The following is an 18919-nucleotide window of genomic DNA, read 5'->3' on the forward strand; positions in this document are numbered from 1 at the left end:
GCCCCAGACCGCCGCCTTGGGCGGCGGCAAGAGGGGTCACTTCTCTTGGCTGGATTCCACCACGAAGGTGCGGCCGGCAGCGAAGGCGCCAACGATCACAATGGCGCCGATGGTCGGGATCAGGTAGCCCTCGACCTGAGGGATGGTACGCAGGAAGACGAAGGAGACGGCGGCCGGGCCGACGAAGCGCACCAGGAAGCGCCAGAGGCTGAACCAGCGCTGGTTGGTGCGAAGCTCCATCATGACCTCGCTCTGCGTCAGTGCCCAGCCGGCGAACAGCGCGATCAGCAGGCCGCCCAGCGGCATGAAGATGTTGGTCAGCAGTTCGATGAACTCGAAGGCGCTGCGCCCGAACAGGGTGTGGAACAGCGTGCCCTCGGCCCAGAGGTTAAAGCTGAGCACGGTGAGCAGCCCCATCGCCCAACTGGCCACGACCATGAGCGCGACCGCCTGGGGGCGGGTCATGTCGAAGCGCTCGACGAGATAGGCCGCCACCGGTTCGATCAACGAGATCGAGGAGCTGATGGCCGCACCCAGCACCAGGATGAAGAACACGCCGCCCACCAGGGCACCGAACGGCATCTCGGCGAAGGCCAGCGGCAGGGTGACGAACATCAGCCCCGGGCCCTGTCCGGCGTCGAGGTCGGCGCCGAATACCAGCGCAAAGATCGCCAGGCCGGCGACCATCGCCACGGCGGTGTCGACAAACGCCACGGCGATGGCGGTGCGGGTCAGCGAGGCCGCGCTGGACATGTAGGCGCCGTAGGCCATGATCGCGCCCATGCCGAGGCTTAGCGTAAAGAACGACTGGCCCATGGCCTCGAGCCAGCCTTCCAGGCTCAGGTCAGCAAGGTTGAAGGTGAACAGGAAACTCGCCGCCGCGCCGATGTCGCCATTGGCGATGCTGTAGAAGAGCACCACCAGCAGGATCACGAACAGCGCTGGCATCATGATGCGCAGGCCACTCTCGATACCCTTGTGGATGCCCATGCCGACGATCAGCCCCGAGGCGATGATGAACAGGGTGTGATAGAGCGTCAGCAGGCCCGGCGAGGCCAGCAGCGCATCGAAGCCGGCACTGATGGTTTCGGCATCGGCACCCACCAGGCTGCCCGTGAACATCTGCCAGGTGTAATGCAGCGCCCAGCCGGCGATCACCGAATAGAAACTCAGAATCAGGAAGGCCGAGGCGGCACCCAGCCAGCCGATGGTTTCCCAGGCGCGCGAGGTGTTGTGCGTCCGGGTCAGATGGCGCATGCCCATGATCGGGCTTAGCCGACTGGCGCGTCCCAGCATGGTTTCGGCGATCAGGATGGGGATGCCGACGGCGAAGATGGTCAGGGCATAGATCAGGATGAAGGCGCCACCGCCGTTCTCGCCGGCCAGGTAAGGAAAGCGCCAAAGATTGCCCAGCCCGACCGCCGAGCCCACGGCGGCCAGCAGGAAGGTGCCCTTGTGTGTCCAGACGTTGTGCGTGCTCATGGAGTTTCCGGGTGATGATGTATGTCAGCCTTGTGGGCCAGACGTGCAACTTTGCGATATCAGCCCCGCCATGGCTAGTGGGCAAGCGTTTAGCGCGCGTTTAGGGCGACTAATGGCCTCGTCTGGCGCGATCAGTCCTCGTCGTTGCTGGCATCGTGTTGTGGCTCTAGCGCGCGGCTGGCATCGGGTAGGCGCACGGTATCGCCCAGGACGAGCTTGCCATGGGATTTCAGCCGGCGGCCATTGTCGGCCGAGATCAACGCCACCACCTCGCCGATGCTGGTGCCATCGATATAGGCCTCGACCTTGACGCGCACGATGGCGCCTTCATGGCGGGCCGAGAGAATGTCGCCGGGTCCCGGCTCGTCGAAGCCGACGGGATTATTCGCGAAGTGCTGAAGGACACTGTTGGCGCCGGGGTCATCCCAGTCCACGTGCTTGTGCATAGTCTCGCTCCCTTAACATGATGGGCTTAACGTGATCGGACAGCCTCCAGCATAGCTGCCCGATTCCCAAACGCCATGGTAAACCCGCGAGCCCACCGGGAGTGGGCTCGGACAGGCGGTGCAGCGCGTGGGTTACTTCTTGCTGGCGCGCTTGCGCTCGTTCTCGGTGAGGTGCTTCTTGCGCAGACGAATGTGATACGGCGTGATCTCGACCAGTTCGTCGTCATCGAGAAACTCGATGGCTTGTTCCAGCGAGAACTTCACCGGCGGGGTCAACACGATGTTCTCGTCATTGCCCGTGGAGCGCATGTTGTCGAGTTTCTTGCCCTTGGTGGGGTTGACCACCATGTCGTTGGCGCGGTTGTTGATGCCGATCAGCATGCCTTCATAGACTTCGGTGGCATGGTCGATGATCAGCTTGCCGCGCTCCTGAAGGGCGAACAGCGCATAGGCCAGGGCCTTGCCGCCGACCATGGAGACCAGCACGCCGTTGCGACGCTCGACCGCGGCGTCCGGTTTGAGCGGGCCATAGTGATCGAAGCGGCTGGTAAGAATGCCGGTGCCGGAGGTCAGAGTCAGGAACTGGCCGCGAAAGCCGATTAGCCCACGGGCGGGGATGATGAAGTCCAGGCGCACGCGGCCCTTGCCGTCGGGGTTCATGTTGGAGAGCTCGCCCTTGCGATAGCCGATCTCCTCCATGATGGCGCCCTGGTGCTGCTCTTCGCAGTCGATGATCACTTCCTCGTACGGCTCCTGCTTGACGCCGTCGATCTCGCGGATGATTACCTCGGGACGACCCACGGCCAGCTCGAAACCTTCGCGACGCATACTTTCGATCAGCACCGAGAGGTGCAGCTCGCCGCGGCCGGAGACCTTGAACTTCTCCGGGGTTTCGCCTTGCTCGACACGCAGCGCGACGTTGTGGATCAGCTCCTGCTCCAGGCGCTCCTTGATGTTGCGGCTGGTGACGAACTTGCCGTCCTTGCCAGCGAACGGTGAGTCGTTGACCTGAAAGCTCATGGAAACGGTTGGTTCATCCACCGACAACGGCGGCAGCGCCTCGACGTTGTTGGTGTCGCAGAGGGTGTCGGAGATCGCCAGGTTATCGATGCCGGTGATGCAGACGATATCGCCGGCGGTGGCCTCGTCGGTCTGCACGCGCTCCAGGCCCATGTGCGTCATCACTTGGCCGATCTTGCCCTTGCGGACATTGCCTTCCTTGCTGATGATGCTGACCTGCTGATTGGGCTTCACCGAGCCGCGGCTGATACGCCCCAGGCCGATGACGCCTACGTAGCTGGAGTAATCGAGGGCCGAGATCTGCATCTGGAAGGTGCCATCGAGCTCGACCTTGGGCGGCTCGACGATATCGACGATCGACTGGAACATGGGGGTCATGTCCTCGGCCAGTTCGTCGGGGTCGGGGCCGGCGACGCCGTTGAGCGCCGAGCAGTAGATGATCGGAAAGTCGAGCTGCTCGTCGGACGCGCCGAGATTGTCGAAGAGATCGAAGATCTGGTCGATGACCCAGTCGGGGCGCGCGCCGGGACGGTCGATCTTGTTGACTACCACGATGGGCTTGAGGCCCTTGTCGAACGCCTTCTGGGTGACGAAGCGCGTCTGCGGCATCGGGCCGTCGACGGCATCAACCAGCAGCAGCACGGAGTCGACCATCGACATGACTCGCTCGACCTCGCCACCGAAGTCGGCGTGTCCTGGCGTGTCGACGATGTTGATGTGGTAATACTCGCCGCTCGGGGCCTGCCAGCGTATCGCCGTGTTCTTGGCCAGGATGGTGATGCCACGTTCCTTTTCCTGGTCATTGGAGTCCATGATGCGCTCCTGCCCCTCGGCCTTGCGGTCCAGGGTGCCGGACTGGCTGAGGAGCTTGTCGACCAGGGTGGTCTTGCCGTGGTCGACGTGGGCGATAATGGCGATATTCCTCAGCGCGTTGATATCGCTGAGGTTTTGAGCGTTACTCATTGACGATGTTCCGAATCATGTACGCAGTGCGTTACAGCAGGTGATGTGGCTGCCTGGCACGGTGCTGGTGAGAAGTGTGAGGATTGTACAGCCAAGCGCGGCAAGGCGCTACGCTATCGGCGGGCGATATTCAAGCGGTGATGCGTAATTCGCCCGGTTATGCATGGCCAAGAATTGCCCACAACCATGCGGGTGACTACCTTAGGCGGCGGGACCATTCAGCCGGGGTCGTTATCCACGCGAGCCTGGCAGGCGCGGAGCCGCTCGATCAGGTCGGGGAGGGCGTCGGCATCCAGCGACGGGTCGCAGCCGCCGATGCGGTCGAACCACACGCGCGAAACACACAGGGTGTCACTGAACGGATGAGAATGCAGTCGTCGCCACAGGCGTGCCAGACGACTTGAGGGTTGCCTTGTTATGACCACTGCATCGCGCTCATGATGCTCTATGCTTTCGATTGTCCGGATGAGCCAGTCTGCGGTCAAAGTGGTGCTCTGTACCGGGAAGAGCAGCACTTCTCCTTGGCTGTGCGTTACGGCCAGGTTGAGGCGATCGCCGAGTGGCGTGCCTTCGGCGTGAATCAGTATCGCCCTATGATGTTTTGTCAGAACCGCCAGACGGCGATCCCCGGTGTCATCTACCACCAGTAACTCGAGACGATTGTCGAGACGCTGCAAGATTTCCTTCAATGCCGCCAGCCGTTGCGGAATTCCCGCGCCGGAGGAACGTGCATCGAGAAAAATGCTGCAGATGAACATGTACGAGAGGGCTCCGCTAGGTCGGTCAGCATGCCGAGACGCTGGGGACGAAATTGGTGAGCTAGTCGACCGGCGCTTTAATGTAATAAAGAGTATCTATTAGTTGTCAATTGTTTCAATAAGCTCTTGGATTGATTTTCCTGACAAATGGCAAGGGGAGGTATCCCTAGATCATGATGAGCCAGGCCATCATGATGGTGACACGCTAGATGCCAACTGGTTCTGCGCAAATTTAGTGCATTGAGGTGTTTAACTGCACCAAATAAGTGCAATCAGGCAGTTTAACTCTATACTCAACGTTTGTGAGCCCTACTAAACCCTATGCTTCCTGAAATGCCTCGTCTGGAAAGTGCATTATATTCAACATATTAAAAGCATTTCACGCTATGCTGGTGCAGAGTTGGCATGTTGCCTGCATTATTCTGGACAATGCCATGCACATTCATGGCGACCGTGGGCAGCAGGTCTGCGGCATGCTACAAAAGACAGCCGATATCATCGGCTCCCATTAATCATCCCGTCGGTCGACCCGTCGTCGATCGAGCCAAGCTCACTGTGGAGGACTTCATGTCTGCCAAGACTCTTGCCCTGATTGAAGAACACGACATCAAATGGGTTGACCTGCGCTTTACCGATACCCGCGGCAAGGAGCAGCACGTCACGATTCCTGCCCGCGATGTCGACGAGGAATTTTTCGAGAACGGCCAGATGTTCGATGGTTCTTCCATCAATGGCTGGAAGGGCATCAACGAGTCGGACATGATCCTGCGTCCGGAAGATGGCACCGCCTTCCTCGACCCCTTCACCGAAGACGCGACCCTGGTCTTGCGCTGCGACATCATCGAGCCGGCCACCATGCAGGGCTACGAGCGTGACCCGCGCTCGATCGCCAAGCGTGCCGAGGCGTATCTGCAGTCCACCGGCCTGGGCGACACCGCCTTCTTCGGCCCTGAGCCCGAGTTCTTCATCTTTGATGAAGTGCACTGGAAGGCCGACATCGAAGGCGCCATGTACAAGATCACCTCCGAAGAGGGTGCCTGGTCAACCGATCGTCAGGTCGAAGGCGGCAACCTGGGCCACCGTCCACGGGTGAAAGGCGGCTACTTCCCGGTGCCTCCGGTCGATAGCTTCCACGACATCCGTGGCGCCATGTGTAACACCCTGGAGGCCATCGGTCAGAGCGTCGAGGTGCATCATCACGAGGTCTCCAACGCTGGCCAGAACGAAATCGGTGTAAAGTTCAACACTCTGGTCAAGAAGGCCGACGAAGTTCAGGAAATGAAGTACGTGATCCACAATGTGGCCCACGCCTATGGCAAGACCGCTACCTTCATGCCCAAGCCGCTGGTCGGCGACAATGGTTCGGGCATGCACGTCCACCAGTCGTTCTGGAAGGATGGCACCAACCAGTTCGCCGGTGACGAGTACGCGGGCTTGTCCGAAATGGCGCTCTACTACATCGGCGGCGTCATCAAGCACGCGCGCGCCCTGAACGCCTTCACCAACGCCTCGACTAACTCTTACAAGCGTTTGGTACCCGGCTTCGAAGCGCCGGTGATGTTGGCTTACAGCGCCCGCAATCGCTCAGCGTCGATCCGTATTCCCTACACCGCGAGCCCCAAGGGCAAGCGTGTCGAGCTTCGTTTCCCGGACCCGACCGCCAACCCCTACCTGTGCTTCGGTGCGATGCTGATGGCCGGCATCGACGGCATCAAGAACAAGATCCATCCCGGCGATGCCATGGACAAGAACCTCTACGATCTGCCGCCGGAAGAGGGCAAGTCCGTGCCAACCGTAGCCGAAAGCTTCGATCAGGCTCTGGCGGCACTTGACGCCGATCGCGCCTTCCTGACAGAAGGGGGTGTGTTCACCGACGACATGATCGACGCTTACATCGAGCTCAAGATGGAAGACGTGGAGCGTATCCGTATGACCACGCATCCGATCGAGTTCGACATGTACTACAGCTGCTGATCACATGACTGCCTGCCGAGTCGGCTCTTAGCGGGGCCGGCCGAGAGTGAGAGGCGTGTCGTTATGAAAAAGGGGTTCCGCCATGGCGGAACCCCTTTCTTTGGGTCAGTATCCTATCCAGTAGTGACGAATTTTGCAGATCGCTGGCGTCATCGAGGGCGGCGGTGACAGTTCAGGAGAGAGAAATGTACAAGGCAGTCGCGACGCTGGCGCTGGGACTCTCGGTAAGCCTTGTTGTCCATGCCCAGACCATTTATCGCAGCACCGACGCTCAAGGCAATGTGGTCTTCACCGACAATCCGGAGCGTGGCGGTGAAGAGGTCGACCTCGAGCCGCTTACCGTCGTGCCCTCAACGGGAGAGGTGCGCGATGAGGAGACCGTGATACGGGTCGAGAGCGGCGGCACGAGTGCCTCCCGGGATGGTCCCGGCGAGCCCTTCATGCCCTACGACAGCTTCCGGATCGCCTCGCCCGGCAATGAGGAAACGCTTCCCAGCGGGGCCGCTGGCAACCTGGAAGTGGCACTGGGGATCGAACCCCGGCTGCGCGAGGATCATCGCGTACGTCTGCTGGTGGATGGCCGCGTCAGCCAGTCGGCGATGCATACCGAGGCGTTCCTGCTCACTGACCTGGCGCGCGGAGAGCATGTCCTGCAGGCCGAGCTGATCGATGGCAGCGGCGAGGTTCGGCATCGTACCTCCCCCGTGACGCTGTACGTCCAGCGCGCCAGCGTTAATTTGCCCCAGAACCCCAACAACCCCGCCAATTAGCTGCCCCTTCGCCGGGCGCCTCGGCCGCTGTGTCCGGACGGCAGTCTCAGGCCTTGTCGCGAGCCAGCGAGCCGCGGCGACGGTCATTTTGATGCCTTCGATCATGCCGACAGGGTGAGCGAGGGCAGTGCCCTCGACTATCGCCCCGGCGACCAGCTTCGTCGTCAAGAGACAAGGCGCGCCGCCGAGCGTGAACAGCGGCGTGACCGCCGATGGGACAAGGAGCATTTCCTTCGGGATCGCTGAGTCGCCGACAAGGGCAAATCGGTGCGTTCTTCACGGGGCGCGCCATTTCACCGTGCGTTGGAAATGTCGGTGCACTATCTTGGTGCGTTAAATCGGTGCAGGGTGGCACTGTGATGACGCCAAGCCGTGATTTACGCGACTGGCCTGCTTCTTGCAAATCTCTTGGGCAGGTAGGCGGTGAGACGGCGAGATAACGTTGTCTCAGAGAGTTTTCGGCAGCATGGGATCTTGCCAAGACACGAGAGGGCCCGATGTACCAACGCTTGATGGAACATCTCACCATCGCGGTTCTGCTGCTAGACGCACAGCTGCGCGTTCATTGGATGAATCCCGCTGCCGAAGCCCTGCTGGCGCTGAGCCTGAGCCGAGTAAAAGGCCTCTCGCTGACGGCGCTGCTCGGCCAGGAACATATCGGGGAGGTCTTGAAGAAGGCACGCGATGCCTACCATCCGTTTACCCAGCGCGAGGCGCGGCTGACATTGGCCACCGGTGAGGTGCTCACCGTGGATTACACTGTCTCACCACTCTCTGAAGATGAATTGCTGCTGGAGATCGAGCCGCGCGACAGGTTGTTGCGCATCTCTCGTGAGGAGGCGCTGCACAGCCGTCAGGAAACCATCAAGGTTCTGGCACGTGGCTTGGCCCACGAAGTCAAGAACCCGCTGGGCGGTATCCGTGGCGCGGCCCAGCTACTGGAGCGCGATCTCGACGATCCGAGCCTCAGGGAGTTCACGCGAATCATCATTGAGGAAGTCGACCGGCTGCGCGATCTGGTTGACTCGATGCTGGGGCCCAATCGGATGTCCCGTCATGAGGCACTGAGCATTCACAAGGTGCTGGAGCGCGTGCGTTCGCTGCTGATCGTCGAGCAGCCCCGTGTACATATCGAACGTGACTACGACCCCAGCCTGCCCGATCTTGCCGGGGACGAGGCGCAGATGATCCAGGCGGTGCTCAACGTGGCGCGCAACGCCGTGGAGGCAATGACCGAGGCTGGCACCGATCAGCCTCGGCTGATACTGCGGACACGCGCCCGGCGTCAGTTCACCCTGGGCGCCGAACGCCACCGGCTCGTCTGTGAAGTGGGCATGATCGATAACGGCCCAGGTATCCCCTCGTCACTGCGCGATACGCTCTTCTACCCCATGGTGTCGGGCCGCGCAGAGGGCAGTGGGCTGGGCCTTTCCATCGCCCAGTCGATCCTGCATCAACACCACGGGCTGATCGAATGCGAGTCCGCCCCCGGCCATACCGAATTCCGCTTGCTGATTCCGCTGGAGAATCGCCATGACTGATAACGCCCGCGTGATGGTCGTCGACGATGACCGCGCTATTCGCTGGGTGCTCGAACGGGCCCTGGCGCAACCCGACCTGGAGGTTGAGTGCATCGAACGCGCTGACACCGTGCTGGGTCGTCTGCTCGACGATCCGCCCGATGTGCTGGTTACCGATATCCGTATGCCGGGAATCGATGGCCTGGACCTGATGGCCCGGGTGCGCGAGGCGCATCCCGACCTGCCGGTGATCGTGATGACCGCGCACTCGGATCTCGACAGCGCCGTGGCCTCCTACCAGGGCGGTGCCTTCGAATACCTGCCCAAGCCCTTCGATGTCGACGAAGCGCTGGCGCTGGTACGTCGCGCGGTGGCTCACGCCCGCGAACGCAAACGCCCGGTCACCGTGCCCGAGGGCTTGGATGCCGAGATCATCGGCGAAGCGCCGGCCATGCAGGAAGTCTTTCGCGCTATCGGCAGGCTATCGCACTCGCATATCACGGTGATGATCAATGGCGAATCGGGGACCGGCAAGGAGCGGGTCGCTCGCGCCCTGCATCAGCACAGCCCGCGGACCGGCAAGCCGTTCATCGCCCTGAACATGGCAGCGATCCCCCGCGACCTGATCGAGTCGGAGCTGTTCGGTCACGAGAAGGGCGCCTTCACCGGCGCGACCTCGCAGCGGCTGGGCCGCTTCGAGCAGTCTAACGGCGGCACCCTGTTTCTGGACGAGATTGGTGACATGCCGGCTGAAACCCAGACCCGGCTGCTGCGGGTGTTGGCAGACGGTGAGTTTTATCGTGTCGGGGGGCATACCCCGGTGCGGGTCGATGTGCGCATTATCGCGGCGACCCACCAGAATCTCGAGATCCTGGTGGACGACGGTCGCTTCCGCGAGGATCTCTTCCACCGCCTGAATGTCATTCGCGTCCATCTGCCGAAGCTCGCCGAGCGCCGCGAAGACATCCCGAGGCTGGCACGGCATTTTCTGGCCGAGGCGGCCAAGGAGCTCTCCACCGACGGGAAGGTGCTGACCGCCGAGGCCGAGACGCATCTCACCCAGCAGCCCTGGCCCGGCAACGTGCGTCAGCTCGAGAATACCTGTCGCTGGTTGACCGTAATGGCCTCGGGGCGCGAAGTGCTGGTCGAGGATCTACCCCCGGAGCTGCGCAACAGCGATGGCGCTGAAGCCGCCAATGGCGACTGGCGCAGCGCCTTCCGCGATTGGGCCGATCGGGCGCTGGCCGCCGGCCATACGCATCTGCTTGAGCAGGCGGTTCCCGATTTCGAACGCATTCTCGTCGAAACCGCCCTCAAGCATACCGGCGGGCGCAAGGGCGAAGCCGCCGAGCTGCTTGGCTGGGGCAGGAACACCCTTACCCGCAAGCTCAAGACCCTGCTGCCGGCGCTGGCGGACGGCGACTGAGTCATCGGGCTGGGCGCCGACGATGTGTGCTGCCAGAATGGGCTCTCAAGGAGTTTACCCATGACGCAGATGAGCTGGGAGCGGCTGCTCGACACGGGCCGACTGCACGACACACGCGACACGCCGCCCACCAGCGGTCGCGACGAGATCGGCCGCAGCCCTTTCCACAAGGACCACGACCGGATCGTCTTCGCCGGTTCTTTCCGGCGCCTGGGGCGCAAGACCCAGGTGCACCCGCTGACCGACAACGATCATATCCACACCCGCCTGACCCATTCGCTGGAGGTCGGGTGCGTGGGCCGCTCGCTGGGCATGATCGTCGGCGAGCGCCTGCATGCGCGACTGCCCGCCTGGATCACCCCGGCGGATCTTGGCGTCATCGTCCAGGCCGCCTGCCTGGGGCACGACATCGGCAACCCGCCCTTCGGCCATGCCGGCGAGTACGCCATCCGCGACTGGTTCTCGAGCGCCGGTGGCAACGGCAGCGGGCTGCTGGACGGCTTGTCCGCGTTGGAGCGCGAGGACCTGCTGACCTACGAGGGCAACGCCCAGGGCTTTCGCATCGTCACCCAGATCGAGTACAACCAGTTTCGCGGCGGCATGCGCCTGACCACGGCGACGCTCGGCACCCTGCTCAAGTACCCCTGGACCGTGGAACACGGCGGGTCAGCCGGCAAGTTCGGCTGCTACCAGAGCGAGCGCGCTTTATTGTCGGAGGTCGCCGAGCGGCTGGGGCTGCTGCCCAGAGGCGAGGGACGCTGGTGTCGCCACCCGCTGGCCTGGCTGGTCGAGGCGGCGGACGACATCTGTTATGCCCTGCTCGATCTCGAAGACGGCCTGGAGATGGGCATCCTGCGCTTCGATGAAGTGGCCGAGGTGCTGATTCAGATCGCCGGCGGCGTGCCGGCGGATTACGATGAGATGCAGCGTAGCGGTGTCTCGCAGCGACGGCGTATCGCCGCCCTGCGCGGGGCCGCCATGGAGCGGGCGGTGAACGACGTCGGGGCGGTCTTCGTCCAGCACGAAAGCGAGTTGCGCAGCGGCGCGCTCAGTCAGGACCTGCTCGATCTCTGCCATCCGGACCTGGGCTGGGGGGTGAGTGCCGCCAAGCAGCTGGCCCGCGAGCGCATCTTCCAGAACGAGCGCAAGGCCAAGCTGGAGATCGGCGCCTACACCACGCTGGGCATCCTGCTCGAGGCGTTCATCGGGGCGGCCCACGAGCTTCATTACACGGGACGTTCCACCTTCAAGCATCAGCGCGTACTGGCACTGATCGGCGAGAACACCCCGCGCCCCTCCTGGAGCCTCTACGACAGCTACCGACGCATGCTCGACTTCATCGGTGGCATGACGGATCACTACGCGGTCGACCTCGCCCAGGAGATGGGCGGTCGGTTGCGGGGATGATCATGATCCGTCACTGCTTTCGTCGCATCTCGCGGCTCGGCCTGCTGGCGCTGGTGTGGAGCGGCGTCGCTATCGCCGAGACGCCACTGGCGCGGCTCGACGCCGAGGGCTTCGACCACTACACCCTGGCGCTGACCTGGCACGCGGGCTTCTGCGCGAGTCGCTCGTCCCCGCCGCGCGAGTGTCGCGACCCCTCGCTGCGCGAAGGCACCGATCTGGGGTTCGTGCTGCACGGCCTCTGGCCCTCGCTGCCCGAGCGCCTGGCCGAACGCGGCGTCGAGCGGCGCGAGTGGTGGCGGGACGGCTGCTTTATTGAACAGCCCCGCGCCGAGGGAAGTTTCTGTCGCGCCCATCCGCCCTTTGCGCTATCCGATAGCCTTGATGCAGAGCTGAATGAAGCGATGCCGGGGCGGGCCAGCTGTCTGGAGCGCTACCAGTACGCCAAGCATGCCGCCTGTTTCGCGATGCCCGAGGAGGACTATTTCGCTGCCTCAGTGGCCTTGGTCGAGGCCGTCAACGCCAGCGCCTTCGGCGGTTTCGTGACGCTCAATCAGGGCGGCGAGGTGGCGCGCAACGACCTGATCGAGGCCTTCGAGTCGGCCTTTGGCGATGCAACCGGCCGGGCGCTGCGGCTCGAATGCGACGGGCGTGGCAATCGGCTGTTGACCGAGGTACGCATCGGTATCGACGCCGAGCGCCTGGACGCCTTTCCCGACGCCGACAGCCTGGTATCGCTGGGGCGCGGCGACTGCGCGACGCGGGTCCGGATCGTCACCTTCGACTGAATCAGACCGAAGGCGCCTGCAAATGGGTGAGTTCGAGCAGGGCGGCGCGTTCGAGCAGGGCGGCGATGATCACATCGTGAGTAGGCGCGTCGATCTCGCCGAGCCGGGTCTGGACGAGCTGACGGGCCAGTGCCTCGCCGCTCACCACCAGCAGGTCGCCGTCGGCCGCCTGGGTGTCGATCTCCCAGCCGGGCAGGGCCAGCACGCCCATGACCGGCACCGCCTGCCCGGCTCGCTCCTCGAGCCAATGGCTCAGCCAGCGGGTGGCCTGGCGGGTCTTCTGCAAGGGAATGTGCTCGTTCCAGCCGGGGAAACGCAGCCGGTCACGCTCCACGGCGACGCGATTGATCTCGCTGCCATCGGCGGCGCAGGCCGGGGTTCGGGCACGGGTCTCGACCACGAATACGCCGTGGGGCGTTACCGCCACGTGGTCGATGGTGGTGGTATCGGTGGGCACGTCATGAAACACGTAATAGGGGTGGGCCTCGGGCCGGATCATGGCCTCGAGTTCCTGCCCCACGGCCAGTTCGCAGGCCAGGCCTAGTTTTAGGCGGCGTATGCGCTGGAAGTCGCGTATCAGCAGAAAGCAGAACAGCAGCATCAGCAAGGTGCTCATCAGGCCGTAGAGCGCCCACTCCAGCCAGTTCTGCTGGTTGGCGAAGAGCATGCGCCCCATACCGTAGACCAGGGGCGTCATCGTGATGATGGGCCCCAGCGCGCCGTCGAGGAAGAGCCCGGCGAAGGCCCGGTCGAGTCGGTCGCGCAATGCCTGGCCCGGCTCACGCAGCGGGTGGGCGTCGAAGGGCGAGCGCACCCGGGCATCGTGAAGATTGCGCAGCGCGACAACAATCACCCCCGTGGCGGCTAGCGGGAAAAGAAAGATCAGCGGTAACAGGTATTCCAGCCAGGCCATTGTTGTTGTCCTTGCCCGTCGGGGTGGGTACGGCAACCCATTCTAGACAAGCATGTCCCTTGAGGGCCATGCTCTGAGTCGTTTGTGGCCGAATGGACCCCCCTTCGATGCAATCATCCTTGTCTGTCTCCAGAGAGCCGGACCTGACGGCACTGGTCGACTTTGTGGCACAGTTCCCGCGATTGGCGGTCTTGACCGGCGCGGGCATCAGCACGGCCAGCGGCATCCCCGACTACCGCGACGAGTCCGGCGACTGGAAACGCTCGCCGCCGATGCAGCACCAGCAGTTCATGACCAGTCAGGCGGCGCGTCAGCGCTACTGGGCCCGAGCGCTGGTGGGCTTTCGGGCGTTGCAGAACGCGCGTCCCAATGCCGCCCACCATTCGCTGGCGGGTCTCGAGGCCAGCGGCCACGTCATGGGCGTGATTACCCAGAATGTGGATGGCCTTCACCAGCGGGCAGGCTCGCGAAACGTGATCGACCTTCACGGCCGCGCCGACATGGTGCGCTGCATGAGTTGCCACGCCAAGCGCATGCGTCACGATCTGCATGCCGAACTCATGGCTCGCAACCCCCAGTGGTCGACCCACGGCGCACTGGCCGGACCCGATGGCGATGCCGATCTGGAGGTCGATTTTTCCGGCTTCGAGGTGCCGAGTTGCTCGCGCTGCGGCGACGGTATCTGGAAGCCGGACGTGGTGTTCTTCGGCGACAGCGTGCCGCGCCGTGCGGTGGAGCGCGCCTTCGCCTTGCTGGAGGCGAGCGATGCACTGCTGGTGGTGGGCTCGTCGCTGATGGTCTTTTCGGGATTTCGCTTCGCCCGGGCCGCCGCCAAGCAGGCCAAGCCGATCGCCTGCCTGAATCTCGGCCGCACCCGGGCCGACGCGCTTTATGCCGTGAAGGTTTCGGCGTCTGCCGAGGTGGGGCTCGAGCGTCTGGTGGCGTCCCTCTCCGGCGCTGCTGCCAAAACAGACAAGGCTTAGCCTCAGCCGCCGGCGAGCTTGACCGTGTAGCCGCGGTTTTCCAGTTCGGCCTTGAGCCGCTCGCGGTGATCGCCCTGGATTTCGATGACCCCGTCCTTGAGCGCCCCGCCGGTACCGCAGCGTTTCTTGAGCTCCTTGGCCAGCGCCTTGAGGTCGTCGGCAGACAAGGGAAGCCCGCTAACGGTTGTCACCCCCTTGCCCTTGCGCCCGCTGGTTTCACGGCGAATGCGCACGATACCGTCGAGTTCGGCCAGACGCGCCTGGTCGGCCTGCTTGGCACAGTGGCACTCGGCAAGGGGGCGGCGGCAGTCCGGACAGGTATCGCCATGCTCGGTGGAGTAGACCAGGCCGCCGAGCTGGTCCTTCAGGGGTGCCATGTCGGCCTCCTCATGTTCGCACGTGTCTGGGCGATGATAGCCCTGCAGCCGTCGGCCTGCATCCGTAGTAGTGGCCTACCGGACCAGGCGAAGAGGCGCTGCCCGAGCCCACCCGGCAGTGACGTTCGGGGTCACCGAAGGCTCATGCCTTTACTGACGGCGCATCCCGGCCAGGAGCAGGCTTAGCGCTGATGCCAGGCCGGGTCGTCGATGGTGAGACGACCTACATGAATCTCTTCCACGCTTTCTATTTCTTCACTTATACGGCGACCACGACCGGTTTCGGTGAACTGCCGAATGACTACAGCGACGAGCAGCGCCTGTGAGCGATCTTCTGCCTTTATACCGGCGCCCTCGCCTGGTTCTATGCAATCGGTTCCCTGATTCGCCCGCTGCTGCGAAGGTGTAGTTCGTAAATGCATGCCGATCATAAAGCCTGGCATTTTACTCGAGACGAAGTAAAATTAAAGTGCAAAAAAAGACAACAATAGGAGCGGAGGTATCGGTATGCAGACGTTCGGCAAGCTGCGGCTCTCTGTGCTTTCACTATCGTTTTCCGCTATTGCTCACGCTGGTCCGCCGTGTTTTCCGGACATCGATTCGCTGCCGGAGGAGTGGCGACCGGGGGCGGAGGTGGCCGAGAGCCTGGATCCCAAACCGTGGTCCCCGAGCGAGGCGCAGGACGCGGTGCGCTCGATCTGGCTCGGGGTGGAGGAGATGATCGCCCTCTACGAACGGAACCCGGCCGCGGCGGAAGACCTCTGGGAGGATTCGGTCGCCTCCCTGATCGAGGTGACCTATTCCAGCGCCAACGATCCCGAACTGGACAGGAGCGCGCGCGAGGCCGCGTTGAGGAACCTGTCTCGGCTGCTTTCGCCCTATCTCGATCGCACGCCGGACTCCATGGATTGCGACGAGTATGAGGACGTGGTGCCGCTCGCGGTCTACGCACACACGCAGCTCGGACCGGATGACCCGCATACGGGCAAGATTGTCGATCTGACCAACGCCGCGCTTCGGGATTGTGAACCGTCTCTGGAAGCAGCGATGGGTATCGATTACCAGCCGGTCTTGGACGGGACCGACGAGACGGACGACGAGGAGGTCTTCGACCTCGTCATCTGGAGTCTGATCTTCATCGAGGCGCAGACGGTTCCCGGCCTAGAGACAACGGAGGAAATGAGGGCCTTCGCGCCTGCCCTCTGGGAGTATCTGAAGACCTACCCGCTTGACGACGTGGAGACCTTCGAGGACGGCGCGGAGGACGAGGACTTTATCGACCAGGCCTATCTCGCCACCCATATCGCCTACATCCCCACCGGAAATCACCGCTTCCCTCTCTATGTCGAGGACTCCCCAAGGCTCTTCGACTACCACCGTCGGCACTTCTATCCGGTGCTCGAGATGGGCGAGCTCGATCTCGTCGCGGAATTCGTCGACTCGCTCCGACAGTACGGCTGCACCCCGGAGAACGATGTACAGGTGCGCGACGGCACGCGCTACCTGCTCGATGTCTTCCATGCGGGAGACGATAGCTGGATGGCATATCGCGAGACCGGCGAGACCGACGACGACGTCGACAGCTACGACCTCATCCACAAGGCATGGACCGGGGTCCTCGGCGTCAGGGGCCGGGCCATCGAGCCGGCCGAACCGGGAACCTATGGCGGCGTCGTCCGGAGTTGGCTTCCCGCCCCGCACTGAGAGGGTCCCTGCCGGACACCGGACGCTGCCTGAGTCCAGCACGGCGGTGGCGTTCGCAGTCGCGGGGGCTTCATGCCTATACTGACGGCGCGTCCCGGCCAGGAGCAGGCTTATGAATCTCGAACGCGTGGTTTTCGGTTTTTTCATCATCCTTACCCTGAGCCTCAATTACGCCTTCGTCGCGGGAGGCATCGAGTCTCCCGCCCACCACAATGTGTGGATTCTTACGCTCACCATCATCGTCAACCTGGTCGCGATCGGCCTGAAACTTGGGGATCGCTCTCAGACCGGGGCCTTGCTGCTGGCCTCCGGCCTGGTTGCCGGCCTTCTACTGATCACGGCTCGCGTCGTCTGGATCGTCGCGGATGCCGGTGGCGGGGGCGCACCGGGGCCAGGAGACATGGCTGATATCGTCTCGCTCGCAACAGGAGCGCTGGTCGCGAATATCATCGCGACGGCGATCCTGGTCGGCGATACGCTGCTCTCCCGTCGCTAGCACAGAGCGCGGATCGATTCAGCGTGACAGCCGCGATTCTCAACAGGCAGAGGGGGGGTTGAACGCGTGACGCCGACGTCCGATCTTGACCGTGTGACGATGATCGTCCTGCGCTATATGCGCCGGCCGCTATTCGCGCTGCTGTTCGTGTATTCGGTGGGCGTCATGGGCATGGCGCTTATGCCAGGCCGGGTCGTCGATGGTGAGACGACCTACATGAATCTCTTCCATGCTTTCTATTTCTTCACCTATACGGCGACCACGACCGGTTTCGGTGAACTGCCGAATGACTACAGCGACGAGCAGCGCCTGTGGGCGATCTTCTGCCTTTATACCGGCGCCGTCGCCTGGTTCTATGCAATCGGTTCCCTGATTCGCCTGGTGCAGAATCCCCACTTCATCCAGGCCATGGAGGGGTTTCGGTTCGCTCGCAAGGTCCGAGGCAATGTGGACCCCTTCGTCATCCTGTGCGGTTTCGGCGATACCGGCAGCCTGCTGGCTCGGGGTCTGAGCGACCACCGCATGCGCGCCGTGATACTCGATTTCGACCCGGAACGCATCAAGGCACTGGGCGTGCGCGATTACACAGTCGCGATGCCGGGGCTCTGCGCGGACGCCAGTACGCCGAAACACCTCCTGGCCGCGGGGGTGGAACACCCCACATGCCGGGCCCTGGTCGCGCTGACGAACGATGACGACGTCAATCTGAAGATCGCGGTGATGGCCCGGCATCTTAACCCGCAGCTCCGGGTCATCTGCCGTTCGACCTCGGCCCGCCATGAGGCCAATCTGCGAGCGCTGGACAATGTGACGGTCGTTGACCCCTTCGAGATCTTCTCCCAACTCGTCTACTGGGCGATCGCACGCTCCGAGCTACACAACCTCAATGCGTGGTTCGTGGGTGCTCGCGGCGTAGAACTCGGGGTGCCGGTGTACGTGCCGCGGGGCGACTGGATTCTGTGCGGGTACGGGCGGATGGGACGGTGGATCAATCGCTGTCTCCGGGAGCATGGCATCGGCGTACGCATCATCGATCCGGACGTGGACACAAACCTGGCCCGAGAGGGAACGGTCATGGTCCAGTCCAATGCCGATCTTTCGGCCCTGAAGGAGGCGGGCATCCACGATGCGGCCGGGGTCATCGCCGCGACGAATCGCGATGCCGATAATCTCAGTACACTGTTGTCGGTGACGGAGCTCAATCCGGATACGTTCCGCATCGTGCGCCAGAACAGTCACGAGAATCAGGTGGCGTTCGATGCCGCGCGGGCCGATCTGGTCCTCCAGCACAGCCTGACGACGGCGCGCCGGATACTGAAGCTGCTGATCTCGCCTCTCGTCCAGGATCTGATCGACTGGCTCGCACAACGCGAACCGGCCCAGACGAAAGCACTGGTAAGCCGTCTGCAGGCGACCATGGTCAAGGCCCCCCCGCATCTGTGGTCGGTCAAGCTGGTCCCGGGCGAAGCCCCGGCGGTGACCGACTATCTGGAAGCCGGGGGAACGGTGGTGTTGGGGGCGCTGTGCCGGGATGCCCGCTCGTTCCCGGAAGCGCTACCGTGTGGGGCGCTCGCCATTCGTCGGGAAGGCCAGGCGGTCATGCTGCCGGACGAGGATTTTCCGCTTGGTGTCGGCGACGAGGTCCTATTCTGCGGCGTCAAGTGGGTGGAGCCGATGTTGCAGGCGACACTACATAATCCCTACACGCTTCGGTATGTGATCACGGGGTTCGATGAGTCGCGCGGGTACCTGTTTGCATGGCTTGAAGACAGGCTTAGGCGTCGTCGTAGCGATGCTAGGCGGAATGGTCGTCGGCCACGGCCATGAAATCATCGGCCGCGTGAGGACCGCTGGACCTCGCAGTTACGGCCAGGCTGGGCCAGCGTGGTCGCCAT

17 protein-coding genes are annotated in these 18919 nt (G+C 63.0%); 11 read left to right on the top strand and 6 right to left on the bottom strand.

Annotated features, from left to right (window positions below; translation table 11 throughout):
* Window positions 1-36: 36 nt before the first annotated feature.
* The 4 genes from KG088_RS15475 to KG088_RS15490 form a co-directional block, all read right to left on the bottom strand.
* Window positions 37-1482 (bottom strand): sodium-dependent transporter, encoded by a 1446-nt coding sequence (locus KG088_RS15475; RefSeq protein ID WP_213826852.1) that lies wholly within the window; start codon window positions 1480-1482, stop codon window positions 37-39.
* A 131-nt stretch (window positions 1483-1613) separates the two neighbouring features.
* Complete coding sequence (locus KG088_RS15480; protein ID WP_213826854.1) at window positions 1614-1928, bottom strand: hypothetical protein; 315 nt, start codon at window positions 1926-1928, stop codon at window positions 1614-1616.
* Between the two features lie 132 nt (window positions 1929-2060).
* Window positions 2061-3911, bottom strand: a complete 1851-nt coding sequence (typA, locus tag KG088_RS15485) for a translational GTPase TypA (RefSeq protein WP_213826855.1) — start codon at window positions 3909-3911, stop codon at window positions 2061-2063.
* Between the two features lie 218 nt (window positions 3912-4129).
* On the bottom strand, window positions 4130-4669 hold the full coding sequence (locus tag KG088_RS15490) for a glycosyltransferase (RefSeq protein ID WP_213826857.1): 540 nt from the start codon (window positions 4667-4669) through the stop codon (window positions 4130-4132).
* Between the two features lie 567 nt (window positions 4670-5236).
* Between KG088_RS15490 and glnA the strand changes: the two genes are divergently transcribed.
* From glnA to KG088_RS15520, 6 genes are all read left to right on the top strand, one after another.
* Entirely contained in the window at window positions 5237-6643 is a 1407-nt protein-coding gene (glnA, locus tag KG088_RS15495) for a glutamate--ammonia ligase (RefSeq protein WP_213826859.1), read from the top strand.
* A gap of 185 nt (window positions 6644-6828) precedes the next feature.
* Window positions 6829-7413 carry a DUF4124 domain-containing protein gene (locus KG088_RS15500; RefSeq protein ID WP_213826861.1) on the top strand — a complete coding sequence of 195 codons (585 nt, stop codon included), beginning with the start codon at window positions 6829-6831 and terminating at the stop codon, window positions 7411-7413.
* Between the two features lie 497 nt (window positions 7414-7910).
* The gene (gene glnL, locus KG088_RS15505; RefSeq protein ID WP_213826863.1) at window positions 7911-8954 is read left to right on the top strand and encodes a nitrogen regulation protein NR(II); all 1044 of its coding nucleotides are present in this window, start codon (window positions 7911-7913) and stop codon (window positions 8952-8954) included.
* Entirely contained in the window at window positions 8947-10359 is a 1413-nt protein-coding gene (ntrC, locus tag KG088_RS15510) for a nitrogen regulation protein NR(I) (RefSeq protein ID WP_213826865.1), read from the top strand. The genes glnL and ntrC overlap by 8 nt, the downstream gene beginning before the upstream one ends.
* Window positions 10360-10419: 60 nt before the next feature.
* Entirely contained in the window at window positions 10420-11766 is a 1347-nt protein-coding gene (locus tag KG088_RS15515; protein ID WP_213826867.1) for a deoxyguanosinetriphosphate triphosphohydrolase, read from the top strand.
* Between the two features lie 2 nt (window positions 11767-11768).
* Window positions 11769-12551 (top strand): ribonuclease T2 family protein, encoded by a 783-nt coding sequence (locus KG088_RS15520; protein ID WP_213826869.1) that lies wholly within the window; start codon window positions 11769-11771, stop codon window positions 12549-12551.
* A gap of 1 nt (window position 12552) precedes the next feature.
* On the opposite strand, the gene KG088_RS15525 is transcribed toward KG088_RS15520, so the two are convergent.
* On the bottom strand, window positions 12553-13464 hold the full coding sequence (locus KG088_RS15525) for a nuclease-related domain-containing protein (protein ID WP_213826871.1): 912 nt from the start codon (window positions 13462-13464) through the stop codon (window positions 12553-12555).
* A 107-nt stretch (window positions 13465-13571) separates the two neighbouring features.
* Between KG088_RS15525 and KG088_RS15530 the strand changes: the two genes are divergently transcribed.
* Window positions 13572-14447 (top strand): NAD-dependent protein deacetylase, encoded by an 876-nt coding sequence (locus KG088_RS15530; protein ID WP_213826873.1) that lies wholly within the window; start codon window positions 13572-13574, stop codon window positions 14445-14447.
* Between the two features lie 2 nt (window positions 14448-14449).
* Here the strand turns inward: KG088_RS15530 and KG088_RS15535 are convergent, their stop codons facing one another.
* On the bottom strand, window positions 14450-14824 hold the full coding sequence (locus KG088_RS15535; RefSeq protein ID WP_213826875.1) for a translation initiation factor Sui1: 375 nt from the start codon (window positions 14822-14824) through the stop codon (window positions 14450-14452).
* Between the two features lie 191 nt (window positions 14825-15015).
* On the opposite strand from KG088_RS15535, the gene KG088_RS15540 reads away from it, so the two are divergent.
* The 4 genes from KG088_RS15540 (at window position 15016) to KG088_RS15555 (ending at window position 18851) form a co-directional block, all read left to right on the top strand.
* Window positions 15016-15150, top strand: a complete 135-nt coding sequence (locus KG088_RS15540) for an ion channel (protein ID WP_213826877.1) — start codon at window positions 15016-15018, stop codon at window positions 15148-15150.
* A 181-nt stretch (window positions 15151-15331) separates the two neighbouring features.
* A complete protein-coding gene (locus tag KG088_RS15545; RefSeq protein WP_213826879.1) occupies window positions 15332-16528 on the top strand; it encodes a hypothetical protein in 1197 nt (398 codons plus the stop codon).
* Window positions 16529-16640: 112 nt separating this feature from the next.
* Window positions 16641-17024: a DUF6394 family protein gene (locus KG088_RS15550; RefSeq protein WP_213826881.1), complete on the top strand. Its 384-nt coding sequence runs from the start codon at window positions 16641-16643 to the stop codon at window positions 17022-17024.
* A 66-nt stretch (window positions 17025-17090) separates the two neighbouring features.
* Window positions 17091-18851 carry a potassium channel family protein gene (locus tag KG088_RS15555; protein ID WP_213826883.1) on the top strand — a complete coding sequence of 587 codons (1761 nt, stop codon included), beginning with the start codon at window positions 17091-17093 and terminating at the stop codon, window positions 18849-18851.
* The last annotated feature ends 68 nt before the right edge of the window (window positions 18852-18919 follow it).

It is taken from the genome of Halomonas jincaotanensis (assembly GCF_018448785.1).
GTDB classification, from domain to species: Bacteria; Pseudomonadota; Gammaproteobacteria; order Pseudomonadales; family Halomonadaceae; genus Halomonas; species Halomonas jincaotanensis.

Coding starts and splice junctions, on each gene's coding strand:
- glnA (WP_213826859.1), top strand. CDS start 5,237: ATGTCTGCCAAGACTCTTGCCCTGATTGAAGAACACGACATCAAATGG.
- glnL (WP_213826863.1), top strand. CDS start 7,911: ATGTACCAACGCTTGATGGAACATCTCACCATCGCGGTTCTGCTGCTA.
- KG088_RS15490 (WP_213826857.1), bottom strand. CDS start 4,669: ATGTTCATCTGCAGCATTTTTCTCGATGCACGTTCCTCCGGCGCGGGA.
- KG088_RS15535 (WP_213826875.1), bottom strand. CDS start 14,824: ATGGCACCCCTGAAGGACCAGCTCGGCGGCCTGGTCTACTCCACCGAG.
- ntrC (WP_213826865.1), top strand. CDS start 8,947: ATGACTGATAACGCCCGCGTGATGGTCGTCGACGATGACCGCGCTATT.
- KG088_RS15550 (WP_213826881.1), top strand. CDS start 16,641: ATGAATCTCGAACGCGTGGTTTTCGGTTTTTTCATCATCCTTACCCTG.
- KG088_RS15500 (WP_213826861.1), top strand. CDS start 6,829: ATGTACAAGGCAGTCGCGACGCTGGCGCTGGGACTCTCGGTAAGCCTT.
- KG088_RS15545 (WP_213826879.1), top strand. CDS start 15,332: ATGCAGACGTTCGGCAAGCTGCGGCTCTCTGTGCTTTCACTATCGTTT.
- typA (WP_213826855.1), bottom strand. CDS start 3,911: ATGAGTAACGCTCAAAACCTCAGCGATATCAACGCGCTGAGGAATATC.
- KG088_RS15520 (WP_213826869.1), top strand. CDS start 11,769: ATGATCCGTCACTGCTTTCGTCGCATCTCGCGGCTCGGCCTGCTGGCG.
- KG088_RS15540 (WP_213826877.1), top strand. CDS start 15,016: ATGCCAGGCCGGGTCGTCGATGGTGAGACGACCTACATGAATCTCTTC.
- KG088_RS15515 (WP_213826867.1), top strand. CDS start 10,420: ATGACGCAGATGAGCTGGGAGCGGCTGCTCGACACGGGCCGACTGCAC.
- KG088_RS15530 (WP_213826873.1), top strand. CDS start 13,572: ATGCAATCATCCTTGTCTGTCTCCAGAGAGCCGGACCTGACGGCACTG.
- KG088_RS15525 (WP_213826871.1), bottom strand. CDS start 13,464: ATGGCCTGGCTGGAATACCTGTTACCGCTGATCTTTCTTTTCCCGCTA.
- KG088_RS15480 (WP_213826854.1), bottom strand. CDS start 1,928: ATGCACAAGCACGTGGACTGGGATGACCCCGGCGCCAACAGTGTCCTT.
- KG088_RS15475 (WP_213826852.1), bottom strand. CDS start 1,482: ATGAGCACGCACAACGTCTGGACACACAAGGGCACCTTCCTGCTGGCC.